This is a genomic window from Streptomyces sp. NPDC054757, from assembly GCF_053612185.1.
Window position 1 is genome coordinate 154,686 of record NZ_JBSHBW010000012.1, and the last position, 23,599, is coordinate 178,284.

General features: G+C 72.0%; 19 protein-coding genes and 3 pseudogenes. 9 read left to right on the forward strand and 13 right to left on the reverse strand.

The window, feature by feature from the left end:
• The first annotated feature begins 7 nt into the window (after positions 1-7).
• The 3 genes from ACWGKJ_RS17120 (at position 8) to ACWGKJ_RS17130 (ending at position 5,882) form a co-directional block, all read left to right on the forward strand.
• The gene (locus tag ACWGKJ_RS17120; protein ID WP_385018242.1) at positions 8-1,405 is read left to right on the forward strand and encodes a M60 family metallopeptidase; all 1,398 of its coding nucleotides are present in this window, start codon (positions 8-10) and stop codon (positions 1,403-1,405) included.
• Positions 1,406-1,445: 40 nt separating this feature from the next.
• A complete protein-coding gene (locus ACWGKJ_RS17125) occupies positions 1,446-3,935 on the forward strand; it encodes a polysaccharide lyase 8 family protein (RefSeq protein ID WP_385018244.1) in 2,490 nt (829 codons plus the stop codon).
• A gap of 78 nt (positions 3,936-4,013) precedes the next feature.
• The gene (locus ACWGKJ_RS17130) at positions 4,014-5,882 is read left to right on the forward strand and encodes a DUF2264 domain-containing protein (protein ID WP_385018246.1); all 1,869 of its coding nucleotides are present in this window, start codon (positions 4,014-4,016) and stop codon (positions 5,880-5,882) included.
• Positions 5,883-5,990: 108 nt separating this feature from the next.
• On the opposite strand, the gene ACWGKJ_RS17135 is transcribed toward ACWGKJ_RS17130, so the two are convergent.
• Genes ACWGKJ_RS17135 through ACWGKJ_RS17155 form a run of 5 tightly spaced genes read right to left on the reverse strand, consistent with a single transcriptional unit; the run spans position 5,991 to position 9,872 of the window.
• Positions 5,991-6,560: a GAF domain-containing protein gene (locus ACWGKJ_RS17135; protein ID WP_385018248.1), complete on the reverse strand. Its 570-nt coding sequence runs from the start codon at positions 6,558-6,560 to the stop codon at positions 5,991-5,993.
• Positions 6,557-7,186, reverse strand: coding sequence for a GTP-binding protein (locus tag ACWGKJ_RS17140; RefSeq protein ID WP_385018250.1), 630 nt, complete (start codon positions 7,184-7,186; stop codon positions 6,557-6,559). Before ACWGKJ_RS17140 ends, ACWGKJ_RS17135 begins: the two co-directional genes overlap by 4 nt.
• On the reverse strand, positions 7,164-7,535 hold the full coding sequence (locus ACWGKJ_RS17145) for a DUF742 domain-containing protein (RefSeq protein WP_385018252.1): 372 nt from the start codon (positions 7,533-7,535) through the stop codon (positions 7,164-7,166). The genes ACWGKJ_RS17140 and ACWGKJ_RS17145 overlap by 23 nt, the downstream gene beginning before the upstream one ends.
• A gap of 2 nt (positions 7,536-7,537) precedes the next feature.
• Positions 7,538-7,972, reverse strand: a complete 435-nt coding sequence (locus tag ACWGKJ_RS17150) for a roadblock/LC7 domain-containing protein (RefSeq protein WP_385018254.1) — start codon at positions 7,970-7,972, stop codon at positions 7,538-7,540.
• On the reverse strand, positions 7,962-9,872 hold the full coding sequence (locus tag ACWGKJ_RS17155; RefSeq protein ID WP_385018256.1) for a sensor histidine kinase: 1,911 nt from the start codon (positions 9,870-9,872) through the stop codon (positions 7,962-7,964). Before ACWGKJ_RS17155 ends, ACWGKJ_RS17150 begins: the two co-directional genes overlap by 11 nt.
• Positions 9,873-10,187: 315 nt before the next feature.
• Between ACWGKJ_RS17155 and ACWGKJ_RS17160 the strand changes: the two genes are divergently transcribed.
• Positions 10,188-11,444, forward strand: coding sequence for a cytochrome P450 (locus ACWGKJ_RS17160; protein ID WP_385018258.1), 1,257 nt, complete (start codon positions 10,188-10,190; stop codon positions 11,442-11,444).
• Here ACWGKJ_RS17160 and ACWGKJ_RS17165 read toward each other — a convergent pair.
• Positions 11,400-12,773, reverse strand: a complete 1,374-nt coding sequence (locus ACWGKJ_RS17165; protein WP_385018260.1) for an amino acid permease — start codon at positions 12,771-12,773, stop codon at positions 11,400-11,402. The two genes, ACWGKJ_RS17160 and ACWGKJ_RS17165, sit on opposite strands and share 45 nt — an antisense overlap.
• A 130-nt stretch (positions 12,774-12,903) precedes the next feature.
• Here ACWGKJ_RS17165 and ACWGKJ_RS17170 point away from each other — a divergent pair, with 130 nt between their 5' ends.
• Entirely contained in the window at positions 12,904-13,098 is a 195-nt protein-coding gene (locus ACWGKJ_RS17170; RefSeq protein ID WP_385018262.1) for a hypothetical protein, read from the forward strand.
• Here ACWGKJ_RS17170 and ACWGKJ_RS17175 read toward each other — a convergent pair.
• From ACWGKJ_RS17175 to ACWGKJ_RS17190, 4 genes and pseudogenes are all read right to left on the reverse strand, one after another.
• Positions 13,055-13,888: a M55 family metallopeptidase gene (locus ACWGKJ_RS17175; RefSeq protein WP_385018264.1), complete on the reverse strand. Its 834-nt coding sequence runs from the start codon at positions 13,886-13,888 to the stop codon at positions 13,055-13,057. The two genes, ACWGKJ_RS17170 and ACWGKJ_RS17175, sit on opposite strands and share 44 nt — an antisense overlap.
• Positions 13,885-15,294 (reverse strand): type III PLP-dependent enzyme domain-containing protein, encoded by a 1,410-nt coding sequence (locus ACWGKJ_RS17180; protein WP_385018266.1) that lies wholly within the window; start codon positions 15,292-15,294, stop codon positions 13,885-13,887. Before ACWGKJ_RS17180 ends, ACWGKJ_RS17175 begins: the two co-directional genes overlap by 4 nt.
• 224 nt (positions 15,295-15,518) lie before the next feature.
• On the reverse strand, positions 15,519-17,717 hold the full coding sequence (locus tag ACWGKJ_RS17185; RefSeq protein ID WP_385018347.1) for a helix-turn-helix domain-containing protein: 2,199 nt from the start codon (positions 17,715-17,717) through the stop codon (positions 15,519-15,521).
• Positions 17,709-18,559 (reverse strand): annotated as a pseudogene (locus ACWGKJ_RS17190) (helix-turn-helix transcriptional regulator); the annotation flags it as partial. The pseudogene ACWGKJ_RS17190 and the gene ACWGKJ_RS17185, both read right to left, overlap by 9 nt.
• A gap of 220 nt (positions 18,560-18,779) precedes the next feature.
• Here ACWGKJ_RS17190 and ACWGKJ_RS17195 point away from each other — a divergent pair.
• From ACWGKJ_RS17195 to ACWGKJ_RS17210, 4 genes are all read left to right on the forward strand, one after another.
• Positions 18,780-19,757, forward strand: coding sequence for an aldo/keto reductase (locus ACWGKJ_RS17195; RefSeq protein WP_385018268.1), 978 nt, complete (start codon positions 18,780-18,782; stop codon positions 19,755-19,757).
• Between the two features lie 41 nt (positions 19,758-19,798).
• Entirely contained in the window at positions 19,799-20,827 is a 1,029-nt protein-coding gene (locus tag ACWGKJ_RS17200) for a zinc-binding dehydrogenase (protein WP_385018271.1), read from the forward strand.
• 35 nt (positions 20,828-20,862) lie between these two features.
• A complete protein-coding gene (locus tag ACWGKJ_RS17205; RefSeq protein ID WP_385018273.1) occupies positions 20,863-21,714 on the forward strand; it encodes an aldo/keto reductase in 852 nt (283 codons plus the stop codon).
• 277 nt (positions 21,715-21,991) lie between these two features.
• Positions 21,992-22,519 carry a flavodoxin gene (locus ACWGKJ_RS17210; protein ID WP_385018275.1) on the forward strand — a complete coding sequence of 176 codons (528 nt, stop codon included), beginning with the start codon at positions 21,992-21,994 and terminating at the stop codon, positions 22,517-22,519.
• A gap of 18 nt (positions 22,520-22,537) precedes the next feature.
• Here the strand turns inward: ACWGKJ_RS17210 and ACWGKJ_RS17215 are convergent.
• From ACWGKJ_RS17215 to ACWGKJ_RS17225, 3 genes and pseudogenes are all read right to left on the reverse strand, one after another.
• Positions 22,538-22,876, reverse strand: a pseudogene (locus ACWGKJ_RS17215) (Tn3 family transposase); the annotation flags it as partial.
• Positions 22,877-22,948: 72 nt separating this feature from the next.
• Positions 22,949-23,149 (reverse strand): hypothetical protein, encoded by a 201-nt coding sequence (locus tag ACWGKJ_RS17220; protein WP_385018277.1) that lies wholly within the window; start codon positions 23,147-23,149, stop codon positions 22,949-22,951.
• An 80-nt stretch (positions 23,150-23,229) separates the two neighbouring features.
• Positions 23,230-23,499: pseudogene (locus ACWGKJ_RS17225) on the reverse strand (DUF4158 domain-containing protein); the annotation flags it as partial.
• Between the last annotated feature and the right edge of the window lie 100 nt (positions 23,500-23,599).

The following is a 23,599-nucleotide window of genomic DNA, read 5'->3' on the forward strand; positions in this document are numbered from 1 at the left end:
AGTCCGGATGCGCCCTGCTCACCTGCCCCTCACCGCCTCCGCGGTCAGCCGCCGTTCCGCGCTCGCCGCGCTGGCGGGCGCCGGAGCCGTCACCCTGCTCGGCGCCGGCAGCGCATCGGCGGACGGCGCCGGCCGCACCGGCGGACGTCACCCGGCGTCCTCCCTGCTGATCGAGGCGTTCCCGGACGCGGAGACCGAGCGGCTGCGGCTCGACCGGTCGCTGCGGGCCAGCGAGTTCATCCCCACCGGCCACTACGCGGCACCCGGCGCCCGGGTCACGGTCGAGATCCGTGCCGGGCACGGCAGACTGCCGGTCCTGCACATCGGGACGTTCGACGACTACAACACCAACCCGGATCTCAAGGCGCCCCGGGTCTTCCCGCTGCGGGCCGGGCGCAACACCGTCTCCGATGTCTACGGCGGCCCCCTCTATCTGAGCTTCGCCGGTCATGGCGAGCGGGCGGCGGTCACCTTCGTCTCCGGTACGGCACGGATGGCCGGTTTCGAGCTGGGGCGCACCACCGAGGCGGAGTTCCAGCGGCAGCTGGACAACATCACCGATGTGCCGTGGGTGGAGCTGACCACCGGGCACACCATCCTGACGCTGACCCGCGAGGGCGCACTGCTCTACCGCGGTGAGGACCACGCGGCGCTGCTGCGGCTCTTCGACACCATCATCGACTCGCACAACAGGATCAGCGGCCTGGTGGGCCCGAAGCCGCTCAACCGCCCCAAGGCCGGCCGCTACCACTTCAACGAGGTGAGCGTCGTCCCGAAGGGCGTCGGCGCCTACGCCTGGCACGGGTTCAACGGCTTCCCCCGCGCCTATATGGACCGCCTCTGCACCGTCGAGGGGCTGCGCACCCGGGGCTGGGGGCTCTACCACGAGCTGGGCCACCTCAACCAGCAGGCGGCCTACCAGGCGGGCGGCCTCACCGAGGTCACCGTGAACATCTACTCGCTGGCCGCCCAGCGCACTCTCGGCCAGCCGTCCAACCTGCTCACCAAGGACGCGACGACCGGGCTCAACTGGTTCCAGTCGGCGGCGCCCAAGGTCGGCACGCCCGGTATCGCGTACGAGACGACGTTCGGCCCGTACGAGCAGCTGGTCCCGCTGCGCCAGCTGGAGCTGGCCTTCGGCGACGACTTCTGGCCGAGGCTGCACCAGTTGGTCCGCACCGAGCACCAGCACGACGCGCCGGTCGAGGACTACGACCACGATCCGGCGGTGGAGGCCAGGCAGTACCGGGCGCTGTCCACCTATGCCAGCCGGGTCTCGGGGTACGACCTGACGGACTTCTTCGTACGGAAGTGGGCCTTCCCCGTCGATGCCACCGGGATCGCCGAGATCGCCGCACTGCGGCTGCCAAGCCCGCCCGTCGACCCCAGCTCGCTGAGCGACTGACGCCCGCCGACTCACGACTCCGGAACCGAAGGGAACCGCCATGGATCAGCCGGATCAGGATCAGCCGGATCGGCCCCGTTCCGCCCTCAGCAGGAGATCGCTCCTGGCCGCGGGGGCCGCGTCGGTCGTCGTCCCGGCCGTCACCGGGGCCGCGGGCGCCGGGACGGCGCGGGCCGCGGACCGCACCACCGTCGCGCCCACCGGGGCCGGCGCAGCCGCCGGCACCAGTACGGCCGACGCCTACGAAAGCGCGCTCACCCGCGCCGAACAGCTCATCACCGGGGGCGCGTTCGACGCGTCCGACCCCGACTTCGCGGCAGCGCTGGCCACGCTGGACGCGTCGGCGGCCGACTTCTGGAAGCGGCTGGACCGCGGCGCCGGACGCACCGCCCTCTGGCCGGACTATGTGCCGGTGACCGAGCCGGGGATGTTCAGCCAGAGCTACACCCGGCTGCGGACCCTCGCCACCGCCTGGGCCACCCCGGGCGCGGCGCTGAGCGGGAGCGACGAGGTGGCGGACGCGCTGGTGTCCGCCCTGCGCTTCCTGCACGACACGGCCTACAACCCGGACCGGAAGGAGACCGGCAACTGGTGGTTCTGGGAGATCGGGGCGCCGCGCGCCCTGCTCGACTGCTGTGTGCTCCTCAGGGCGCGGATCCCCGCTGCCGACCTGGCGGCCCATCTGGCGAGCGTGGAGAGGTTCGCGCCGGACCCGGACCGCCGCACCAACTCCCCCACCCTCGCCGAGACCGGCGCCAACCGGGCCGACAAGTGCGTCATCGTGGCGCTGCACGGGCTGCTCGCCCAGGACCCGGACAAGGTGGCGCTGGCCCGCGACGGGCTCTCCGACGTACGCGACAAGGGACTCAACAGCCTTTTCCAGAACGTCACTTCGGGCGACGGCTTCTACCCGGACGGCTCGTTCATCCAGCACGACACGGTCGCGTACACCGGCTCGTACGGCACAGTGCTGCTGGCCGGGGCCGCGTATATGAGCGCGCTGCTCGCCGGTTCCCCCTGGGCGGTCAGCGATCCGCAGATCTCCGTGATGTACGAGGCGGTCACCGGGACCTTCTCGCCGGTGATCTTCGACGGGCTGATGATGGACGCCGTGCGCGGCCGGGCCATCTCCCGGGAACGGGCCACCGACCACAACGACGGAGCGGCGGCCGTCTCGGCCATTCTGCTCCTCGCGAGCGCCGCGCCCGCATCCGTCGCGGACGGCTGGCGGGCGACGGTCAAGGGCTGGATCGAGCGCAACCGCACCGACCCGTACCTCGGTCTCGTCGGAATTCCGCAGGTCGCCCTCGCCAAGAAGCTGCTGGCCGACCGGAGCGTCGCCGCCGCGGACCGGGAGACGGGTCACCATGTCTTCGCCGACATGGACCGGGTGGTGCACCGGCGGCCCACCTGGTCCCTGGCGCTCTCGCTCTCCTCGAAGCGGATCGCCGCGTACGAGGCGGGCAACGGCGAGAATCTGCACGGCTGGTACACCGGTGACGGGATGGCGTACCTCTACACCGGGGACGACCTGGGGCAGTTCGGCGACGGCTTCTGGCCGACCGTCGACCCCTACCGGCTGCCCGGCACCACCGTGGACACCCGGCGGCGCGCGGACCTCACCGGCGCCGCGGGGACCGAGCCCTATCTGCCGGGGAACACCGTCGCGGGCGGCGCGGTGCTCGACGGGCGGTACGGCGCCACCGCCATGGAGCTGGCGGCGCAGGGCAGCACCCTGAAGGCCCGGAAGTCCTGGTTCCTGGTGGACAACGCGGTGATCGCGCTCGGATCCGGTATCACCGCGAGCGACGGCCGCACCATCGAGACCGTCGTGGAGAACCGGAATCTGCACACGTCCGGCGACCGGCGGCTGACCGTCGACGGCCGTCGCCAGCCGTCCCGCCAGGGCTGGGGCGGTACGTTCCACGGGGCGCGCTGGGCCCATCTGGACGGGGTGGGCGGCTATGTGTTCCCATCGCCGCACACCTCGCTGCACGCGCTGCGCGAGGAGCGCACCGGGCGGTGGAGCGATCTGGACACGGGGGCGGACACCGCCGGTTCGGACACCCCGGTCACCCGCCGGTACGCCACGCTCTGGCTCGACCACGGGGTCTCCCCCACCGATGCCTCGTACGCCTACATCCTGCTGCCCGGCGCGTCCCCGGCCGCCACCGCGGTCCAGGCGCTCTCCCGGCCGGTGCGGATCGTGGCCAACGACTCCGCCGTGCACCTGGTGGAGGTGGCCAGGACCGGACTGACCGCCGCCACCTTCTGGCAGCCGGGGTCCGCCGCCGGGCTCACATCGAGCGGCCCGGCGTCGGTGCTGCTGCGCCGGCACGGCGACGGTGTCTCGGTCGCGGTCGCGGACCCCGGCCACGAGCAGCGGACGCTGACGCTCGAACTGCCCTTCCGGGTACGGGAGGTGGTCCGGGCCGACAGCACGGTGAGCGTCACCACCGGGCGCCACCCGGTCCTGACGGTCGACGTGACAGGCTCACGCGGCCACACCCACACCGCCGAACTCCGCTGACACCCGCCCCGTCCGAGGGGCCGGCGGGCCCGCCGCGGCCCGCCGGCCCCCTTCCCACAGCCCAGGAGCACCACCCCGATGACCCCGCCCTTCCTCCAGCTGCCCCCGACCGACCGGCTCCTCTCCTCGCGCACCGGCTGGACCCGCGTCCACTGGGAGGCGCTCGCCGACCGGCTGCTCGACGCGCTCGTGCCCTACGCGACCCCCGGTTTCGCGCAGTACCGTCTTCCGGGGCGCGGCAGTTGGTCGGGGGTGGTGTCGGACGGCCTCGAAGGCTTCGCCCGCTCCTTCCTGCTGGCCGCCTTCCGGATCGCGGGGGCGGGCGAGGCGGCGGACCCCCGGCTGGTGGAGCGGTACGCGCAGGGCCTGGCCACCGGCACCGATCCGGACTCGCGGGAGGCGTGGCCGAGGCTGACCGAGTGCTCCCAGCAGATGGTGGAGGCCGCCTCGGTGGCGGTGGCGCTGCACGAGACCCGCCCCTGGATCTGGGAGAAGCTGGACCCCCGGGTGCAGGAGCGGGTGGTGGACTGGTTCTCCGGCTTTGTCTCCAACCGCACCTGGGACAACAACTGGCGGCTCTTCCAGGTGGTGTCCGAGCAGTTCCTCGCCTCGGTGGGCGCCCCGTACAGCCAGTCCGACATCGACGGGGGGCTCGACCGGATCGAGGACTGGTACGTCGGCGACGGCTGGTACACGGACGGCGACGGGCAGAACTTCGACTACTACATCGGCTGGGCGCTCCATCTCTACCCGCTGCTCTGGTCCCGGATCGCCGGTGAGGATGCGGAGACCGGCCGGACCAAGGTCTACCGGGAGCGGCTCGGCCAGTTCCTCGACGGCTACCAGCACTTCTTCGGTACCGACGGCGCGCCCGTGCACCAGGGCCGCTCCCTCACCTACCGGTACGCGGCGCTCGCCCCGGTCTGGATGGGCGCGCTCGCCGACTGCACGCCGCTCTCCCCCGGCCGGACCCGCCGTCTCGCGTCGGGCACCATGCGGCACTTCGCGGAGCGCGGGGTGCCCGACGAGCGCGGGCTGCTCACCCTGGGCTGGTACGACACCTTCCTGCCCGCCACCCAGCCGTACTCCGGGCCGGCCTCCCCGTACTGGGCGTCCAAGGGCTTCCTGGGGCTGCTGCTCCCGGCCGACCACCCCACCTGGACCGCGCGCGAACAGGCCCTGCCCATCGAGGAGTCGGACCAGTACACCGCGCTGCCCGCACCCGGCTGGCTGCTGCACGCGACCCGGCACGACGGCATCGTCCGGCTCGTCAACCACGGCAGCGACCACAACCCGCCGCAGGGAGAGGCCGAGGACGATCCGCACTACGCCACCTTCGGCTACTCCACAGCGACCGCGCCCGAGTCGGCGCCGCACGCCCGGGAGCGGGCCGTGGACAACCATCTCGCGGTGATCGGCCCGGACGGTGTGCCGTCGCGGCGGCGGCGGATCAACCGGCTGTCCTGCGCGGGGCGGACCGCCTCCTCCTGGTACGAGGACGCCGGGGTCCGGGTCGAGACCACCAGCGTGCTGTACGGCCCCTGGGAGATCCGGGTGCACCGGGTGGACGCCGCGCAGGGCGTGACCGTACGCGAGGGGGGTCATCCGGTGGCTGACGGGGAGCGCCCCTGGTCGGACACCGGGCCCGGCTGGGCGCTGACCCGTACCGCGGACGGTCTGACCAGTGCCATGGTGGGGCTGTACGGCTGGGACGGGGCGGAGGCGGCGGTCGCGCGCGATGTGCAGGCCAACGCCTACGGCCCGCACTCCGCCACCCCGTGTCTGAGCCGCGCCGGGCACACCGGCGGCCGGAGCGTGCACGTCAGCCTGGTCGCGCTCTCGCGGGACGCGGTGCACCCCGCGGCGCTCCAGGAGTCGATCGCGGTCACGGTCACCGACGGCGCGGTCGAACTGTCCTTCCCGGACGGCACGACCGTGATCGCCTGACCGCCCGGAGCCTGACCGACCGGCCCTTGAACCCCCGGGCCGGGCGGACCGTGCCGCAGCCGACCGGGCCGGGGCAGACCGGGCCGGGGCAGACCGGGCCGGGACCGGTCAGATCCCGCCGTCCTCCCGGTGGTGGATCTGCGCGACCAGTTCGGCCGCCGCCGCCTTGATGGTCTCCAGACCGGCGAGCCCCCACTGCCTCGGCACGGTGTCCACGACGCACACCGCGCCGAGTGCGGTCTCCGTACGGTCGATCAGGGGCGCGCCCAGATACGAGCGGATGCCGATCTCGTCCACCACCGGATTCCCGGCGAACCGCGGGTAGTCGCAGACGTCCTCCAGAACGAGCGCCTTGCGCCGGGCGACGACATGCGGGCAGTAGCCGTGGTCGCGGGCCATGACACGGTTGATCCCGCAGGCCGCGGCCACCGCACTCAGATCGCTGCCCGAGTGCGTACCGGCCGGGGTGTGCAGTCCTGCGAAGAACTGCCGGTTCTCGTCGATGAAGTTGACCAGCGCGTAGGGCGCCCCGGTGGCCTCGGCGAGCCGCCGGGCGAACGCGTCGAAGACCGGGTCGGGGTGCTGCCCCAGGCCGAGTCTGCGCAGCCGCCGGGCCCGGACGGGCGCTTCCCGGTCGACGGGGGTCAGCAGCAGCCGCCCTGTCGGGTCGTACGTCATGGGTGGACTCCCTGGGTGGTGACCGGATCCGGGGCCGGGCCCGGCGCGGGTCCGGCATCCGGTGCGGTGTCGAGCAGATGTCCTACGAGGGTGACCAGGGTGCGGATCCCGGAACTGGCGATACGGGCGTCGCACAGCACCACCGGGATCTCCGCCCGGAGGTCGAGGGCCGCCCGTACCTCGTCCGCCTCGTAGCGGTAGGCGCCGTCGAACTCGTTGACCGCGACGACGAATCCGATGCCCCGCTGCTCGAAGAAGTCGATCGCGCCGAAGCACTCGGCGAGACGGCGGGTGTCGGCGAGCACCACGGCGCCGAGTGCGCCGGCGGAGAGTTCGTCCCACATGAACCAGAAGCGTTCCTGCCCGGGGGTGCCGAAGAGGTAGAGCACGTGCTGCGGGTCGAGGGTGATCCTGCCGAAGTCCATGGCGACGGTGGTCGTGGACTTGGACTCGACGCCTTCCAGGCTGTCCGTGTGCTCGCCCGCTTGGGTGAGCATCTCCTCCGTACTCAGCGGTGAGATCTCGCTGACCGCTCCCACGAAGGTCGTCTTGCCGACCCCGAAACCGCCCGCGACCAGGATCTTCAGCGCGGTGGGGAAGGGATCAGAGCCGTCGTCGTAGGCCATCGAGCACTGCCTCCAGCAAGGAAAGGTCGGTGGGGTCTTCGTCGGGGCGTGGCGCGCGTGTGGTGACCGCCCCGCTGTCCATCAGGTCCGAGAGCAGCACTTTGGCGATGACGACGGGCAGCCGCAGATGGGCCGCGATCTCCGCCACCGATGTGGGCCGCTCGCTCAGCCCGAGCGTCTGGGCGTGTTCCGGACCGAGATGGGCCGGGAGCGGTATCCCGGTCGCCATCACCTGGGAGAGCAGGTCGAGTTGGGCGGTGGGGCGGGTGCGGCCGTTGCTCACGGCGTACGGGCGGATCAGCCGGCCGGCCGCCTCGTCCAGCCAGGGGCTGTCCTGCTGGAACGGCACGTTCAGCGCCCCGTGGCGCTCGATGCGCCGACCCGGCTGCGGGCCGGTGTCACCAGATAGGGCCGCACGCTCTTGACCAGCATGGCCATCTCGTAACCGAGCACCGCCGCGTCGGTCTCGCGCCCTGCGAGTACGGCGAGACAGGTGCCGGAGCCCGCGGTGGAGACGAACAGCAGGGTGGAGTCGAGCTCGACCACCACCTGCCGGACCTCGCCGTTGTCCCCGAAGCGCACCCCGGCGCTGCGGCCGAGCGAGTAGAGACCGGAGGCCAGGGCCGCCATGTGGTCGGCGCTGTCGGCGTCCAGGCCGTGCACGGACTTCACCAGTCCGTCGGCGGAGAGCAGGACGGCGTTGCGGGTGAATGGGACGCGCTGGACCAGGCCGCTGAGCAGCCAGTCGAGATCGGACACGTGCGCGGTCGGCGCTTCACTCGCCATGGTGCATCTCCTCCTTGGAGAGGTCGTGGGAGAAGTTGTGGGGAAGGGCGTGGGGTAAGTCGTGCGGGAGCGGGCGGGATTCAGGCCCGGCTCCGGAGACGGTCCCGGTCCCGGGCTCAGGTGCGCTCCCGGGCCCGGCCTCGGGCGCGGCCTCGGCGAGGCTGAAGCCGCGCTGGAAGGCCGCCATCAGACCCGGGTCGTGGACGGCGGGGTGCTCCTCGTCCGTGCGCGGGGCGGGCCCTTCCTTGAGCTGCGGGACCAGGTGCTGCTGGCTGCGGCGGCGGGGCAGATCGGGCCGGTCCGCGGGCGACAGCAGCGGTACGGACCCGGTGTCGTACCGCGCGCCGCCCTCGAACGCCCCGGTATCCGGCGCCGCACCGTAGTGGGCGCCCGGCAGAGCGGCGGCCGGATTGGGCCGCTCGGCCTCCGGTTCCCGTACGGGCAACGGCCGGAGGGGCTCCCGGGGGGCCGGCGGCACGGCCGCCGGGGAGGCCGGCGCGGAGGGCTGCTGGGGGAACTGCCGCAGCAGCGCATCCGTCGTCTGCGGTCCCGGTACGACTGGGCCCCCGAAGGCCCGGGCGGACTGCGGGTCCTGGGGCGCGAGCCCGGGAGTCGCGGCCCCGAGGCCGTTCTCGTCGGCGCCCAGCAGAGCGGCGGGCAGGACGAGCACGGCCTGGACCCCGCCGTAGATGTTGGCCTGGAGCCGGACCGAGACCCCGTGTCTGCGGGCCAGGGCCGCGACGACGTACAGACCGATCCGGCCGTCCTGGAGCAGATGCCCCACATTGATCTGGTCGGGCTGGGCGAGCAGGGCGTTCATCCGGTCCGTCTCGGTGACGGACATCCCGAGGCCCCGGTCCTCGACCTCGACGGCGAGCCCGGCGGTGACATGCTGGGCGCGCAGCAGCACCTGGGTGTGCGGGGCGGAGAACACCGTGGCGTTCTCGACCAGTTCGGCCAGCAGATGGATGACGTCGGCGACGGCGTGGCCGCGCAGTGTCCCGTCGACCGGCGGCACCAGTTTGACGCGCGGGTACTGCTCGACCTCGGCGATCGCGGAGCGCATCACCTCGGTGAGGGAGACCGGGTTGGACCACTGACGCCGGGAGATGGCGCCGCCGAGCACCGCGAGGTTCTCCGCGTGCCTGCGGATCCGGGTGGTCAGATGGTCGACCTGGAAGAGCCCCTTGAGCAGTTCGGGGTCCTCGACCTGGTTCTCCAGCTCGTCGAGCAGCTGGATCTCCCGGTGCACCAGCGACTGGAGGCGGCGGGCGAGATTGACGAAGACCTCGACCTTCTGTTCGTCCACCGTGGTCACGGCGGGCGGGGTGATGCGCGCGGCCCTGACCACGGAGTCGACGGCGGCCTCCTGGGCCCGGCTCAGCTCCAGGGCGAGCAGGTCGAAGGCATCGCCCCGGGGCGGCACGGCGTCGCCGCCCCGTCCGGCGGGCGGCGCCTCCCCTCTGCCCAGCCGGTCGACGACCGCCCGCAGGTCGGCCTGGCCGCGCGCGCTGGAGCGGCGCAGCGCGTTGCACCGGTCGAGCACCGTCCTGGTGACCCGGTCGGCGCCCAGTGCGGCGGCGGCCATGGCGGCCGCGGCGAGCGCGGCGCATGCGGCCAGCACACCGCGCAGCGCCACCGAGGGGTGCACCCCGGCGGAGTGGATCGTGTAGACGACGGCCGCGGTGCCGCTGAGCGCGGCGACGACGGTGGGAAGAATGGCGGTCCGCAGCAGCTGAGGCCGTATACGGGCCTCGGGCGCCGGTGGTACGGACCGGGAGCGGCGGGCGGACGGGGCCGGGGAAGGGCCCGGCCGTGGGGCCGGACGGTTGCCGGGCCGGCCGTGCCGACCGCCTTCCGGCCGGTCGCTCCGCGCTTCGGGTGCGCGAACTTGAGACATCTGCGTCCTCGGTACGTGGGATACCAGGGCTCACCGACAGGGGATGCAACTCGCCTGACGCGTCTCCCTGTTGATCAGCAGCCACTCACAGTAGTCGCCACGCCGTGGCGCTCGATGTCTTGTTGCCGAACTTGCGCGCCGATCGTCCCGCTCTGGTATGAGAGTTCGTACGCGCGGCCGAAATTATTGCGGCTGAGCGACGGCCGGGCCGGGCGCCGGGGCCGCGGGGCGACGGCAGGGACGGTGGCGGGGCTGCGGAGCGGCCGGGCATATGGTCCGGGCAGTATGGCGCGCATGACGAATATCCGTTCACGCATGACCACATGGCTGGGCCGCCGGTATCTGGCGAACATCCGCAAGAAGGGCTTCGACCTGTCGAGTGCGGCGCTGCTCCCGGAGTCGACCCTGATGCCACTGCGGCGTACCGGTCTTGATCCGGTGGCCGACCTCGGTGAACTGCGGGACAGGGAACCGGTCAGCAAGCTGTCCGTACCGTTCGGGATGAATGTGTGGCTGGTCAGCGGCTACGAGGAGACCAAGGCGGTCCTGGGCCGTACCAGGGGCTTCAGCAACGACTTCACCAACCTGATAGGCAGCTCCGCCGTCACCGAGAGCCAGCAGCACCCCGGCGGCCTCGGCTTCTCTGACCCGCCCGTCCACACCCGGCTGCGCAGGCTGCTCACACCGGAGTTCACCATGCGCAGGCTCGCCAGGCTCACCCCGCGCATCCACGAGATAGTCGGCGAGCGGCTGGACGAGATGGCGCGTACCCCGGGCCCGGTCGACCTCGTGCAGTCCTTCGCGCTGCCGATCCCCTCACTCGTCATCTGTGAACTCCTGGGCGTCCCCTACGAGGACCGGGAGGACTTCCAGCGTCTGGGCACCACCCGCTTCGACCTGTTCGCCGGCGCCGACGCCTCGTTCGGCGCGATATCCGAGTCGCTCTCCTACCTCCGGGACATCGTCAAGAAGCAGCGCGCGGAGCCCGGCGACGGCCTCCTCGGCATGCTGATCAAGCAGCACGGCGACGCCATCGACGACGAGGAGCTGACCGGGCTCGCCGACGGGGTGCTGACCGGCGGACTGGAGACCACCGCCAGCATGCTCGCGCTCGGCACCCTGGTCCTCCTCCGGGACCCGGACCACTTCGCGGCTCTCCGCGACGACGACGCGGCCGTGGGCCCGTACGTGGAGGAGCTGCTGCGCTATCTCACGGTGGTCCAGGTCGCCTTCCCGCGCTTCGCCCGCGAGGACATGGAGATCGCCGGTACGCACATATCCGCCGGCGATGTCGTGCTCTGCTCACTCAGCGGCGCCGGCCGGGACGCGTCCCTGGGCCCGCGCATGGACACCTTCGACCCGTCCCGGCCGTCCTCCTCGCATGTCGCCTTCGGCTACGGGATCCACCGCTGCATCGGCGCCGAACTGGCCCGGATGGAGCTGTGCGCGGCCTACCCGGCCCTGCTGCGGCGCTTCCCCGGCATGTCACTGGCCGTACCGGAGGAGGAACTCGCATTCCGCAAGTACTCAGCCGTGTTCGGCGTCGACTCGCTCCCCGTGCACCTCGACTGACGGGCCGTACGGCGCGCGGCCGGTGCGCACCGGGCTCCCGCCGCGCGCCCTGCGCACCGTGTACGCGACGAGTACGACGGCCAGACTGCCGAGGCTGGTGAGCAGCTGGGTGCGCTGGTCGGCGATGACGGCCATGGCCACCAGCACGGCGGCGAAGCCGGCCATCACCACCCAGGTGAGGTACGGGAAGAGCCACATCCGCAGGGTCAGCCGCTCGGGCTCCGTACGCTCAAGACGGCGCCGCATCCGCAGCTGGGAGGCGCCGATCATGAGGTACATGAAGATGGCGACGGCGCCCGAGGAGTTCACCAGGTAGCTGAAGACGGTGTCCGGGGACAGATAGGCCAGGAGCACCGAGATCCAGCCGACCACGGTGCCGGCCAGGATCGCACGGGTGGGGACCTGGCGTTTGCCGGTCGCCACCAGCCAGGTGGGGGCGTCCCCGTGGGTGGCGAGCGACCGCAGCATGCGCGAGGACACATAGACCGAGGAGTTGAGCACGCTCAGTACGGCCGTGAGGATCACGACGTCCATCACGACACCCGCCCCGGGCAGCCCGATGATCTTCCAGGCCGCGACATACGGGCTGGCCAGGACCTTGGCGCTGTCCCACGGTACGAGGGCGACCACCAGGACGATGGAACCGACGTAGAAGAGGATGATCCGCCAGATGATCCCGGTGGTGGCACGGGCCACCGAACGTTCGGGCTCCTTGCTCTCGGCGGCGGCGATGGTGACGATCTCGGCTCCGCCGAACGCGAAGATGACCACGACGATCGCGGAGAAGACCGCGGTGACGCCGTTCGGCGCGAAGCCGCCGTGCGCGGTCAGGTTGGAGAAGTCGAAGGACGAGCCGGGCCAGCCGCCGAAGACGTAGAGTCCGCCGACGATCAGGAAGGCCACGATCGCGGCCACCTTGACGGAGGAGAACCAGAACTCGAACTCGCCGAAGGACTTCACGGAGAGCAGGTTGGTCGCGGTCATCAGGACCATCAGGCCCATGGCCAGCGCCCAGAGCGGCAGCCCGATCCACTCGTGCAGGATCGCGGCGCCCGCGACGGCCTCCACGGCGACGATGATGACGTAGTAGTACCAGTACAGCCAGCCGATGGTGAAGCCCGCCCAGGGCCCGATGGCGGTCCGGGCGTAGTCGGCGAACGACCCCGACGAGGGCTTCGCCACGACCATCTCGCCGAGCATCCGCATGGTGCACAGCACGAGCGCGCCGGCCAGGCAGTACGACACGATCGCGGCGGGCCCCGCGGTCTTGATCACCGAGCCGCTGCCGACGAACAGTCCGGCGCCGATCGCTCCGCCGATCGCGATCATCGACATATGGCGGTTGCGCAGCGAGCGGCTGAGTTCCGGCTGCGGGCTCCGCGGTGCTGTCTGCTGCTCTGTGCGCGGTGCTGTGCGCGGTGCTGTGCGCGGTGCTGTGCGCGGTGCTGTGCGCGGTGCTGTGCGCGGTGCTGTGCGCGGTGCTGTGCGCGGTGCTGTCTGCGGTGCTGTCTGCGGTTTTCTCCGTGGTGCGGGGGAGGTCATGGCAACTCCAGTCATGGGCAACGTCGTTCGGGGGCGCGGGAATCCGCGCGGGGCGCCGGGGGGCCGGGTCAGGTCCAGTCGCCCTCGCGACCGCCGCCGATCACCCAGCTGAGCGCCCGGAAGCGCCGCAGCGCCGTCCTGGCGTCGGGGGTCTCCATCCGTACGGTCCTGGGCCCGGAGAGTGCGGCTCCGGACAGCGCGCTCGCCCGGTCCGCGAGGTGCGGGCTGTCCACGTCCACCTCCACCACGTGCGGCGCGGGCCGCCGGGCGGGGCGTGGCGGGGGCGCCGAGAGGGCTGCCGCCGCCGCACGGCGGATGTCGGCGGTGGTGACGGCCGGGGTGCGGCAGACGGCCGCGTGCCGGGAGATCGCCTTCTTCACGGTGACGGTCCGGCAGCCGGGTGCGTACCCGGTGGCCGCGCGGCAGGTCAGGTCGTCCCCGGTGACGAGGACGACGGGGACGCCTGCCTCGGCGGCCACCAGGGCGTTGAAGTGGCCTTCGCCGACCGGCTCTCCGTCGATGCGGACGCCGAGGATGCTGTGCGAGAGATAGGTGTGGGCAAGGACTCCCTGTTCGCCCGCGCCGGTGTGATAGCCGACGAAGGCCACCGCTTCGGCGCCGTCCTCCAGCCCCTCCATCATGCCGAGCGGCTTGTGCCGCCCGGTGATCAGGACCGCGCGCGGGTCGAGTTCCTCGATGAGTACGTTGTCCATGCCGCAGTGCGCGTCGTTGACGACGATCTCCTCCGCGCCCGCGTCGGCGAACCCGGCGACCGCGGCGTTGACATCCTGGGTGAGCAGCCTCCGGAAGCGCTCGTAGCGCGGTGTCCCCGCCGCCACGTCCGCCGGGGAGACGGTGCCCGTCGCTCCCTCCATGTCGGCGGATATCAGGACGCTCCTCACTCCGCCACCCCCTGCTCCGGTCCCCACTCGGAACCGCACAGCTCCACCAGGGCGTCCACCTGCGCGAGACCGCTCTCCTCCACGACCTGGCGCACGCTCTGCGCCTCGCGGACCGTCGCGAGGCGCACCTGTCCCGCGTCATCCGTCCGGTAGCCGAACACGGCCGGTCTGGGCAGGGAGTTGTACGAGAAGTGCGAGGAGAAGTAGTAAGCGCCGGTGTCGTACAGCGCCACCACGTCCCCGGGTTCGACCGCCGGGAGTTCCCGGGCGGTGGCGGTCAGGTCCCCGGCGAAGCAGCACGGTCCGGCGATGTCCACGGTCTGGAACGGCCCCTGCTTGGGGCGCCCCGCGGCGTCGAACACCCCGACACGCAGCGGCCAGGCGTCCGGCATGAAGACGGTACGGGTGGCCACCTGGGCTCCGGCGTGGGTGACCGCGATCCGTCTGCCGCCCGCCGACTTGGTGTACTCGACGAGCGAGCCGATGGTGCCGCTCTTCGCCAGCAGCGAGCGGCCGAACTCGGTGACCAGGGTGTAGCGGCCGTCGAGGAGTCCGGGGACCGCCTCGCGCAGTTGGTCGACGTACTCGGCGTAGGTGGGGCGGTCGTCCTCGCCGTCGAAGTTGACGGGCAGGCCGCCGCCGATGTCCAGGCCGGTGATCTGGGCGTGGCCCAGCCGGGCGTTGATCCGCTCCGCGAGGTCGTACGCGGTACGGATCCCCTCGGCGATGAGCGGCAACGGACAGCCCTGGGAGCCGACATGCGCGTGCAGGCGGTTGAGCCAGGGGCGCCGTACGAAGGCGTCGGCCACCGCGTCGACGGCCCCCGGGTCGCGCAGCGCGACGCCGAACTTGGAGGTCGCGGTCGCGGTGCTCATGGCCCCGATGGCCCCGGCGCCGACCTGGGGGTTCACCCGCAGCCCGATGGGTCCGGACGGCTCGCGGCCGGCCAGCAGACGGTCGACGCGCTCCAGCTCCTGGAAGTTGTCCAGGTTGATCGCGATGCCGTGGGCCAGCGCGAACTCCAGCTCCCCGACCGTCTTCGCGGGGCTGTCGAAGACCAGCCGGTCAGGGCTGAAACCGGCGGCCAGCGCCTGTTCCAGTTCGCCGGGCGATGCCACTTCGCACCCCATTCCGGCCTCGGCGAGCAGCCGCAGCACGGGCACAAGACCGCACGCCTTGGCCGCGAACGTGTGGTGGACCGTGGCCGGCCCGTCGAACGCCTCCTTCAGCGCGTCCACCGCTGCCAGTACCCCGTCGACGTCGAGGAGGCCGACCAGGGGCGAGCCGGGGCCGAGCAGCCCCTCGTCGACGGCGCGGGCAAGCGCCGCCTCACGGGCGCGCTCGCGCCGGGCCGCCGGGGAGGCGGGCTGGCGCTGCGGGGCCGGACCGGAATTCACTCGAAACACTCCTACGTGCTGGATCGGTCATACGTACTGAGCCGGACGTGCGTACGGAGTCGGGCGCGCGCCGGGCGGGCCGTGCGCCGCGCTCGTCGGACCACGGGCCGTCGTGCCCAGCTTCGGTGTACGGAGCCCGGCATGTCTTCGTCATCCAGGACCATGCCTGCCGGATTCACTTGTCCAGCTCCACAGGTAAACGATCATGCGATGGCCCGACCCGGTCCGCACCCTCACCCCGTACGGCGGCCGAGACGCAGCCCCACATCGGCCAGGAGCCGCACAGCCGGGTCTGCCAGGTCCACGCCGAACAGCTCCCTGGCCCGGCGCAGCCGGTAGCGCAGGGTGTTGGGGTGCACATTGAGGCGCCGGGCGGCCGTGGCCGTGTCGCCGAAGGCGTCGAGGTGGGATGCGACCGATTCGCCGTACCGCGAGCCGTGCGCCCGGTCGTGCTCCAGCATGGCGTGCACCGGCCCCGACAGCGCCTCCCACAGCGGCTCCACCCGGTCGAGGAGCCGCAGCACGGCCGCGTCGGACGCCACCTCCGGGTACGAGGCCACCGCCGACCCGGCCCCGGCTCCCGGCAGGCGCGCCGCCCGGTCCGCCAGCACCCGTACGACCAGCTCGGCGGCCTCACGCGAGGCGGGCAGCTCCGCCAGGTCCGCGACCACGGGCCCGGCACCGGCGAGGACCACACCGCGCGGTATCGAACGGGCCGCGGCCAGCAGGGTGCGCGCGGGATCGGTCTCCCCGTCCAGGGCCGGCACCAGGGCGTACAGCCGCTGCCCCGACCGCGCGGTCACACACCCGGGGCGGTAGGCGGCGGCCTGGAGCGCCAAGACGTCGAGCACCCGCTGCCCGACGTCGCCCGGCGCGGGCTCCCGGCCGTCGTACGCTTCCGCCACCAGCACGGCGTACGGCCGCCCCCGTACGATCCCGACGTCGTGCGCGGCCTGTGTGCTGCCCGCCAGGAGTGCGTGCACCGCACCCTCCCGGGCCGAGGCCGCCGCCCGGCCCCAGGTCCGGTGGTGCGCGAGGTGCGGGACCGCGGCGCGGCCCGCCGTCCGCAGCGCCGCCACGGCGTCATCGGCGAGCGGGCGCCCGTCGGCCGCGGCCCAGATCGAGCCGAGCACGTCGGAACCGTGCCGCACCGCGACGGCGAGCCGTTCGGCGTACCGGTCGTCGGCGGGGCGCCGCACCACGTCGTCGGTGTTCCAGAGGGTCTGGAAGAAGCCGCTCTTCCGCAGTTCGACCACCCGCCACCGGGGGACCTCCTGGCCGAGGATCGTGAGCCGGCGCATGGGGTCGGGCTCGTGGTCCATACGCGAGTACGCCAGGACCCGGGACTGCGGGTCCTCGATCGTGATCGCTCCCCCGACGAGGTCCGCCACGGTGTTGGCCAGCCCCGGCAGATCGCCCAGCCGCAGGCCGTCCACCCCGGCCGCGCCCGCGGACCGGTCCGGCGCGCTGTGCACCAGGGCCGTCCGCAACTGACCGAGGACCTCGGTCCAGCCAGGACCGGGAAGGCGGGTCAGCAACGCCGTACGCCCCAGCTCTGCCGCCTCCAGGAGAGCCGCGCCGGGCCCCCGGCGGCCACGCCGCATCACCACGGCCGCCGCACCCGCGCGGTCCGCGGCCCGCAGTACGTCGACCGCGTCGGGCGACGCGACCTCCACGCCGACCGCGAGCAGCACAAGCCCGGCGGCCACCCACACCTCTCCGTCCCGCTCCTCGCCCGGATCGTGCAGCACCACATCGGACACGGGCACACCGGTACCGCGCGGCGCCACGACAACATCGAGCGTCCCGGCCGCGATCAGCGCGAGCAGCTGCCCCAGCGTGGGGCCATGGCCATGGTCGGGGCGGTCCGTTACGGAGATGTGCATCTGCCCATGGTGTCCGGGTGTGAGTAGTCGGCGTACAGGAATCCCGGTGAGAACAATCATGGTTACGAGCTGAGCGCTGCGGTGTCCGGGCGGGGCCGGGGAACGTCGCCGGGTCTGGAGGGCGGCGAAGTCGGTGTGGGTCTGTTCGGTGGCTTCGGGGTACGCCTCCCGCTTGGCGTGTTCTGCGAGCGCCCGGTAGATGCTGGCGACAGAGGGTCTCTGTCCTTTGCGCTTGCCGGTGGGGACGATCAGGTCGATCTGGATCTGCTCGACGGACTCGCCGCCCGCGCGGCGCCGGAGCACGCTGTGGAGCATGCCGTCGGTGATGACCGGCGGCCGGCCGCCGTGCTTGCCCTTGCGGGCGGCAGTGTCGAGCCCTTCGAGCGTGGACTCGCGTATGTTCTCCCGCTCGGTCTCCGCCATCGCGGCGAAGAACGCGAACAGCAGCTTCCCCGGCCCGGTCGGGTCGTAGATGCCGGGCAGCGGACCGGCGAGCATCTCCAGGATGAGGCCGTGGGTGGTGAGGTGGTCGGCGAGCGCGGTCATGTCGAGCAGGAGCAGGGCGTCGTGGTCGGGTGTGCCGGGTTCGGCGGTGCAGACGCCGATGTGCTGGCCGGGAGTGCCTTCCACCTGCAGGGACTGGGAGGTGAGCGTGAGGGTGCCGACGCGGGGGTGGTGGAAGGTCTTCTGTACGGGCTTGCGGCCGGTGACCTCGTAGCGTTCCCACAACCGGGCGAAGTCGGGGCTCTTGAGGAGGAGCTCGCCGACAAGGTTGGTCAGGTCCGGGGCGTCGGGAGCGGTGCCCGCGACGGCGCGCAGGCGGGCGACGCAGGCGGTGATCTGGCGGTCCCAGTCCGGGAACAGGTCTCGCGCAGCCGGGTGGAGGAAGAGGTAGCGGGCGAGGTTGCGGTGTTTGACGGGCCAGTCGTCCAGGCCCGCGTACAGGGCGAGGCCGCCGGGGTTCCAGGCGAGCATGTCCATGCTGCGGCTGATGACATAGGCCGGGTTCGGTCGGAGCGACTCCAGGAGCAGCTTCAGGTGGGGCGGACGGCGCGGCTCGGGGCCGGTGGGGGTCCGGGGGCGTAGCGGGCGGCTCGTGCGGCGAGTTCGCGCAGGTGCTGGTGTTCCTGGTCGTCCATGTGCAGGGCGCGGGCGAGGGAGTCGAGAACGGCGGGGCTGGGGCGGGTCTCCTTGCCGCGTTCCAGGCGTACGTAGTAGTCGATGCTGATGCCGGCGAAGGTGGCCAGTTCCTCGCGGCGCAGGCCGGGGGTGCGGCGGATGCCGGCGCCGACGGTGAGGCCGACGTGTCCTGGACTGGTCTGGGTGCGGCGGGCGCGCAGGAAGCGGCCCAGCTCGGCGCCCTCGCTGTTTGCGCTCTGGGATGCCATGACTCCAGTTTCACCCGGCAGACAGCTGCGCCGCAGATGGGAGGGGGGACCTGCCATTACCCCCGAAGAGCCCGCCCTGCCACACCCGAGCAATCCGGGCGAAGGTGAATGAGGAAGACGCCGACCTCCTCGCTCCCACCCGGACTTCGACGGGCACGGCCTGCCGGGCCGGGCAAGAGTGAAAGAAGACCAGGCGACACCTTGATCGGAAGAGGGCGAGATGCGGTACATCAAACTGCGTGACCTGGAGGTTTCCCGGATCGGCCTGGGAGCGATGGGGATGTCCCATGGTTACACCGGCTCGGGCACGGACGACGCGGAGTCGATCAGGACGGTGCACCGTGCGCTGGAGCTGGGAGTCACCCTCATCGACACCGCCGAGATCTACGGCCCGTACACGAACGAGGAGCTGCTCGGGAAGGCGCTGAAGGGCCGCCGTGACCAGGTGGTGCTGGCCACCAAGTTCGGCCTGGTCTCGCACGCCGGCAACGGCGCGTGGAACCTGGACTCCAGCCCGGCCAATATCCGCACCGCCGTCGAGGGCTCCCTGAAGCGGCTGGGCACCGACCATATCGACCTGTACTACCAGCACCGCGTCGATCCGAACACGCCGATCGAGGAGACCGCCGGCGCCGTGGGCGAACTGATCGCCCAGGGCAAGGTCCGCGCCTTCGGGCTCTCCGAGGCCGGGCCAGACACCATCCGCCGGGCCCACGCCGTCCAGCCGGTCACAGCGGTCCAGTCCGAATACTCGCTCTTCACCCGGGGCATCGAGGAGCGCGTCCTGCCCGTCCTGCGGGAGCTGAACATCGGCCTGGTGCCGTTCTCCCCGCTGGGCCGCGGGATGCTGACGGGCACGGTGCGCTCCACCGACCAGTTCGACGAGAACGACTTCCGCCGTGACAACCCGCGCTTCACGGGCGAGAACTTCCGGCGCAATCTGGCGCTGGCCGACGAGGTCAAGGCGCTGGCCGACGAGGTCGGTGCCACGCCCGGGCAGGTGGCGCTGGCCTGGCTGCTCGCCCAGGGCGACGACATCGCCCCCATCCCCGGCACCAAGCGCGTGGCCCGGGTCGAGGAGAACGCCGCCGCCGACACGGTCACGCTGACGGCCGAGCAGCTGGAGCGGCTCTCCAGCCTGCCGCCCGCCGCCGGCGACACCCACACCGAGGCCCAGGCCCGGATGCTCGAACGCTGACCCCGGCCCCGCAACGATCCCCGTTTGGAGCAGTACCCCTGATGCGTGCAGCAGTGATGTACGGAGCCGGAGACGTCCGCGTCGAAGACCGGCCCGACCCCAAGATCGTTCAGCCCGCCGACGCTGTGGTGCGCGTCATCGCCTCCTGCGTGTGCGGCAGCGACCTGTGGCCCTACGCCTCGATGCCCGCTACCGGCATCGGCCGCCCCATGGGGCACGAGTTCCTCGGCGTCGTGGAGGAGACCGGTTCGGACGTGACCGGACTGCGGACGGGCGACTTGGTCGTCGCGCCCTTCACGTACAGCGACAACACCTGTGACTACTGCGCCAAGGGCCTGCACATCTCCTGCCGCAACGGCGGCCGGTACGGCTTCGACGGCGTGGACGGTGGTCAGGGCGAAGCCGTCCGCGTCCCGCACGCCGAGGGCACCCTGGTGAAGCTGCCGGTGGCCGCCGACTCCGCGCTGCTGCCTTCACTGCTTGCGCTGTCGGACGTCATGACCACCGGCCACCACGGCGCGGTCACCGCAGGTGTCGGCCGCGGCGACACCGTGCTGGTGGTCGGGGACGGCGCGGTCGGCCTGTGCGCGGTGATCGCCGCCAAGCGGCTGGGTGCCGAGCGGATCGTGCTCGCCGGCCGCCACGCGTCCCGTACCGGCCTGGGCCGCGAGTTCGGTGCCACCGATGTGGTCGCCGAGCGCGGCGATGAAGGCATCGCCCGTATCCGCGAGCTGACCGGCGGCGTGGACAAGGTGATCGAGGCCGTCGGCACCCGCCCCGCCCTGGACACCGCGCTCGGCGCGGTCCTGGACGGCGGCACCGTCAGCCGGCTCGGCGTCCCCCAGTACGAACAGGGCCCGATCGGCCCGGCCGGGTTCATGCGCAACATCACCCTGACCGGCGGCGCCAGCCCCGCCCGCGCCTACATCGAGCAGCTGCTGCCCGACGTCCTGGACGGCACCATCGCCCCCGGCCGCGTCTTCGACGAGACCTTCCCCCTCGACCAGGCTCCGGACGCCTACCGGGCCATGGCCGACCGCCAGGTCCTCAAGGCCCTCATCCGCCCCTGACCCCGCCCCCGCCCGCACAGCGAAGGAATCCCCTCATGCAGCACGTAACCCTGAACAACGGTGTCGAGATGCCGCTCCTGGGCTTCGGCGTCTACCAGATCCCCGCCGAGGACACCGAGCGCGCCGCCTCCGACGCGCTGGCCGCCGGCTACCGGCTGCTGGACACCGCAGCCGCCTACGGCAACGAAGAAGCCGTCGGCCGCGCCATCACCTCCAGCGGCATTCCCCGTGAGGAGCTGTTCGTCACCACCAAGCTGTGGGTCCAGGACGCCCCCGCCGAGGACAACACCCGCCGCGCGCTGGAGACGTCCCTGACCAAGCTGGGCCTCGACCACGTCGACCTGTACCTGATGCACCAGCCCTACGGCGACGTCTACGGCCAGTGGCGCGCCATGGAGGCCGCCCACCGCGAGGGCCTGACCCGGGCGATCGGCGTGGCCAACTTCTACCCCGACCGGCTCTTGGACCTGATCCTCAACAACGAGATCACCCCGCAGGTCAACCAGATCGAGACCCACCCCTTCTTCCAGCGCACCGCCGACCACGACCTCATGCGCGAGCACGGAGTGCAGCACCAGGCATGGGGCGGCTTCGCCGAAGGCAAGAACGACCTGTTCACCCACCCCGTCCTCACCGAGGTCGGCAAGGCGTACGACAAGTCCGCCGCCCAGGTCGTCCTGCGCTGGCTGATCCAGCGCAGCATCATCACCATCCCCAAGTCGGTACGCCCCGAGCGGATGGCCCAGAACCTCGACGTCTTCGACTTCCAGCTCACCGACGACCAGATGGCCCAGATCACCACCCTCGACACCGGCACGACCCTGTTCTTCGACCACCACGACCCCGAAATGGTCGCCTGGCTCGCCAAGCGCCGTCTGGACAGCTGAGCGGCCGCCCCCGCCGCAGCAAAGCGTGTGCCCCGCAGCGGGCCGACCGGGGCACACGCCCGGCCCGCCACACACTCCAACGGTTCACCGGGGGCCGTCCACCGTGATCACCCCACAGCACCACGGCGCCCTGCCGGGCCGGCGCACCGTTCTGCGCGGCGCGCTGCTGACCGCAACCGCCGCCTTGAGCGCGCCCCCCTTGGCGGGCTGCTCACCGCCCTCACCGCGGTCCGGCACCCCCACCGCCTCCCCGTCCGCCACGACCAACGGAAGCAACGTGAGACGAGTCCTGCTGGCCTACTTCTCCCGCCCGGGCGGGAACTACTCCTACGGCGGCCGTACCGACCTGAAGGTTGGCAACACCGAGGTGCTCGCCAGCAAGATCGCCGACCGCACCGCCTGCGACACCTACCGCATCCAGGCCGCCGACCCCTACCCCCACGACTACGACGCCACCGTGAAGCGCAACGTCCGCGAGCAGGACACCGACGCCCGCCCGGCCATCGAGGGCCGCCTGCCCTCCCTCGATGGCTACGACACCATCCTCCTGGCCAGCCCCATCTGGAACGTCCGAGCACCCATGATCATGACGACGTTCACCGAAGCCCTCGACTTCCGCGGCAAGACCATCCATCCGGTCACCACCTACGCCATGAGCGGACTGGGCACCACCGAACGCGACTACGCCGCCTCCTGCCCCGGCGTGACCCTCGCCGAGGGCCTCGCGGTACGTGGCGAAGAGGTCAAGGACGCCGACACGGAAGTCGAGGCATGGCTGCGACGCATCGGGCTGCCCACCCGGTGACGGTTCCTGCCGGGCACGTCACGGCTGCTCGCCGTCCTCATCACCGTCCTCGGACGCATCCGGGTCGCGAAAGGGACGCAGGCCCTGGCCGGGGCTGCTGGCCTTGATGTTGAACAGGTAGCGGCCCAGGAAGTTGATATGGCGGTCCTTGAGCGGGGACAGGCGGGCGACGTCCTCGTCCTTGATGTCGCGTCCCTCGGCACGGAGCCGAGCCACGGCGGCATCCAGGTAACGGGTGTTCCACAGGACGACGGCGTTGAGGACCAGCCCGAGGGCGGCGAGCTGGCCCTCCCGGTACGCCTGGCCGATCTGGCCCCGTCCGCCGTGGCAGGTCGCGGAAGCGCGGCGCGAAGCGGAAGCCGGGCATCTTGTACAGGCCGAAGGCCATGTCGGAGTAAGAGGCGTTGTCGGTCGCGACCGTCTCCGGCTTCACCCCGCGAGCTTGTCCACCGACAGGCGGGCGCGTCCGCCGCCCTCGGGGACGACGATCTCCACCTTCGCATCGGCGCCGGCCTCCTCCGGGCGGTCGGCCATCTGCCGCCACGTCGCGTCCAGCCCTCTCACGAGCCGGGCCAGGTGCTCCTCGGCGTCCTCGGTCAGGGGCACGCCCGCGAACACGTCCGAGCGCATCGCCTCCCCCACCGCGGACCGTCCAGCAGCCGGGCGCGCGGCTCCGCCCACCGGTTCGACGGGGCGGCGAACACATCACGCCGCTTCACGGACGAGGCGTCGGCGATGCCGAGCTGCCCGGCCAGGTACTCCACGGCCTCCCACGGCACCGCGATCGGGTCCTCTCCCAGAAACCGGCCGACGTAGCGGACCGTGCAGATCTGCACCGCCATGCCCAGCCGGTGCACGTCCGTACGGCGCAGCGCGATCAGATCGCGGTCGTCATCGTCGAGGAAGAAGAACCGCTCCAGCTCCGGGCGCGTGGGCACCTCGGTGAACGTTCCGTACGCCTCGGCCTGCTCATCAGACAGTTAAGTCAGTTGCTTGACCGGTGATCGGTGGCGGCGCTTAACTGGGTGACGTCGGAGTTCGCGTCTACGGAAGCCATGCAGTGAGCCAGGCCATGAGCCG

Coding starts and splice junctions, on each gene's coding strand:
- ACWGKJ_RS17125 (WP_385018244.1), top strand. CDS start 1,446: ATGGATCAGCCGGATCAGGATCAGCCGGATCGGCCCCGTTCCGCCCTC.
- ACWGKJ_RS17130 (WP_385018246.1), top strand. CDS start 4,014: ATGACCCCGCCCTTCCTCCAGCTGCCCCCGACCGACCGGCTCCTCTCC.
- ACWGKJ_RS17165 (WP_385018260.1), bottom strand. CDS start 12,773: ATGATCGCGATCGGCGGAGCGATCGGCGCCGGACTGTTCGTCGGCAGC.
- ACWGKJ_RS17200 (WP_385018271.1), top strand. CDS start 19,799: ATGCGTGCAGCAGTGATGTACGGAGCCGGAGACGTCCGCGTCGAAGAC.
- ACWGKJ_RS17120 (WP_385018242.1), top strand. CDS start 8: ATGCGCCCTGCTCACCTGCCCCTCACCGCCTCCGCGGTCAGCCGCCGT.
- ACWGKJ_RS17135 (WP_385018248.1), bottom strand. CDS start 6,560: ATGACGTACGACCCGACAGGGCGGCTGCTGCTGACCCCCGTCGACCGG.
- ACWGKJ_RS17140 (WP_385018250.1), bottom strand. CDS start 7,186: ATGGCCTACGACGACGGCTCTGATCCCTTCCCCACCGCGCTGAAGATC.
- ACWGKJ_RS17155 (WP_385018256.1), bottom strand. CDS start 9,872: ATGTCTCAAGTTCGCGCACCCGAAGCGCGGAGCGACCGGCCGGAAGGC.
- ACWGKJ_RS17205 (WP_385018273.1), top strand. CDS start 20,863: ATGCAGCACGTAACCCTGAACAACGGTGTCGAGATGCCGCTCCTGGGC.
- ACWGKJ_RS17150 (WP_385018254.1), bottom strand. CDS start 7,972: ATGGCGAGTGAAGCGCCGACCGCGCACGTGTCCGATCTCGACTGGCTG.
- ACWGKJ_RS17220 (WP_385018277.1), bottom strand. CDS start 23,149: ATGCGCTCGGACGTGTTCGCGGGCGTGCCCCTGACCGAGGACGCCGAG.
- ACWGKJ_RS17160 (WP_385018258.1), top strand. CDS start 10,188: ATGACCACATGGCTGGGCCGCCGGTATCTGGCGAACATCCGCAAGAAG.
- ACWGKJ_RS17195 (WP_385018268.1), top strand. CDS start 18,780: ATGCGGTACATCAAACTGCGTGACCTGGAGGTTTCCCGGATCGGCCTG.
- ACWGKJ_RS17185 (WP_385018347.1), bottom strand. CDS start 17,717: ATGACCGCGCTCGCCGACCACCTCACCACCCACGGCCTCATCCTGGAG.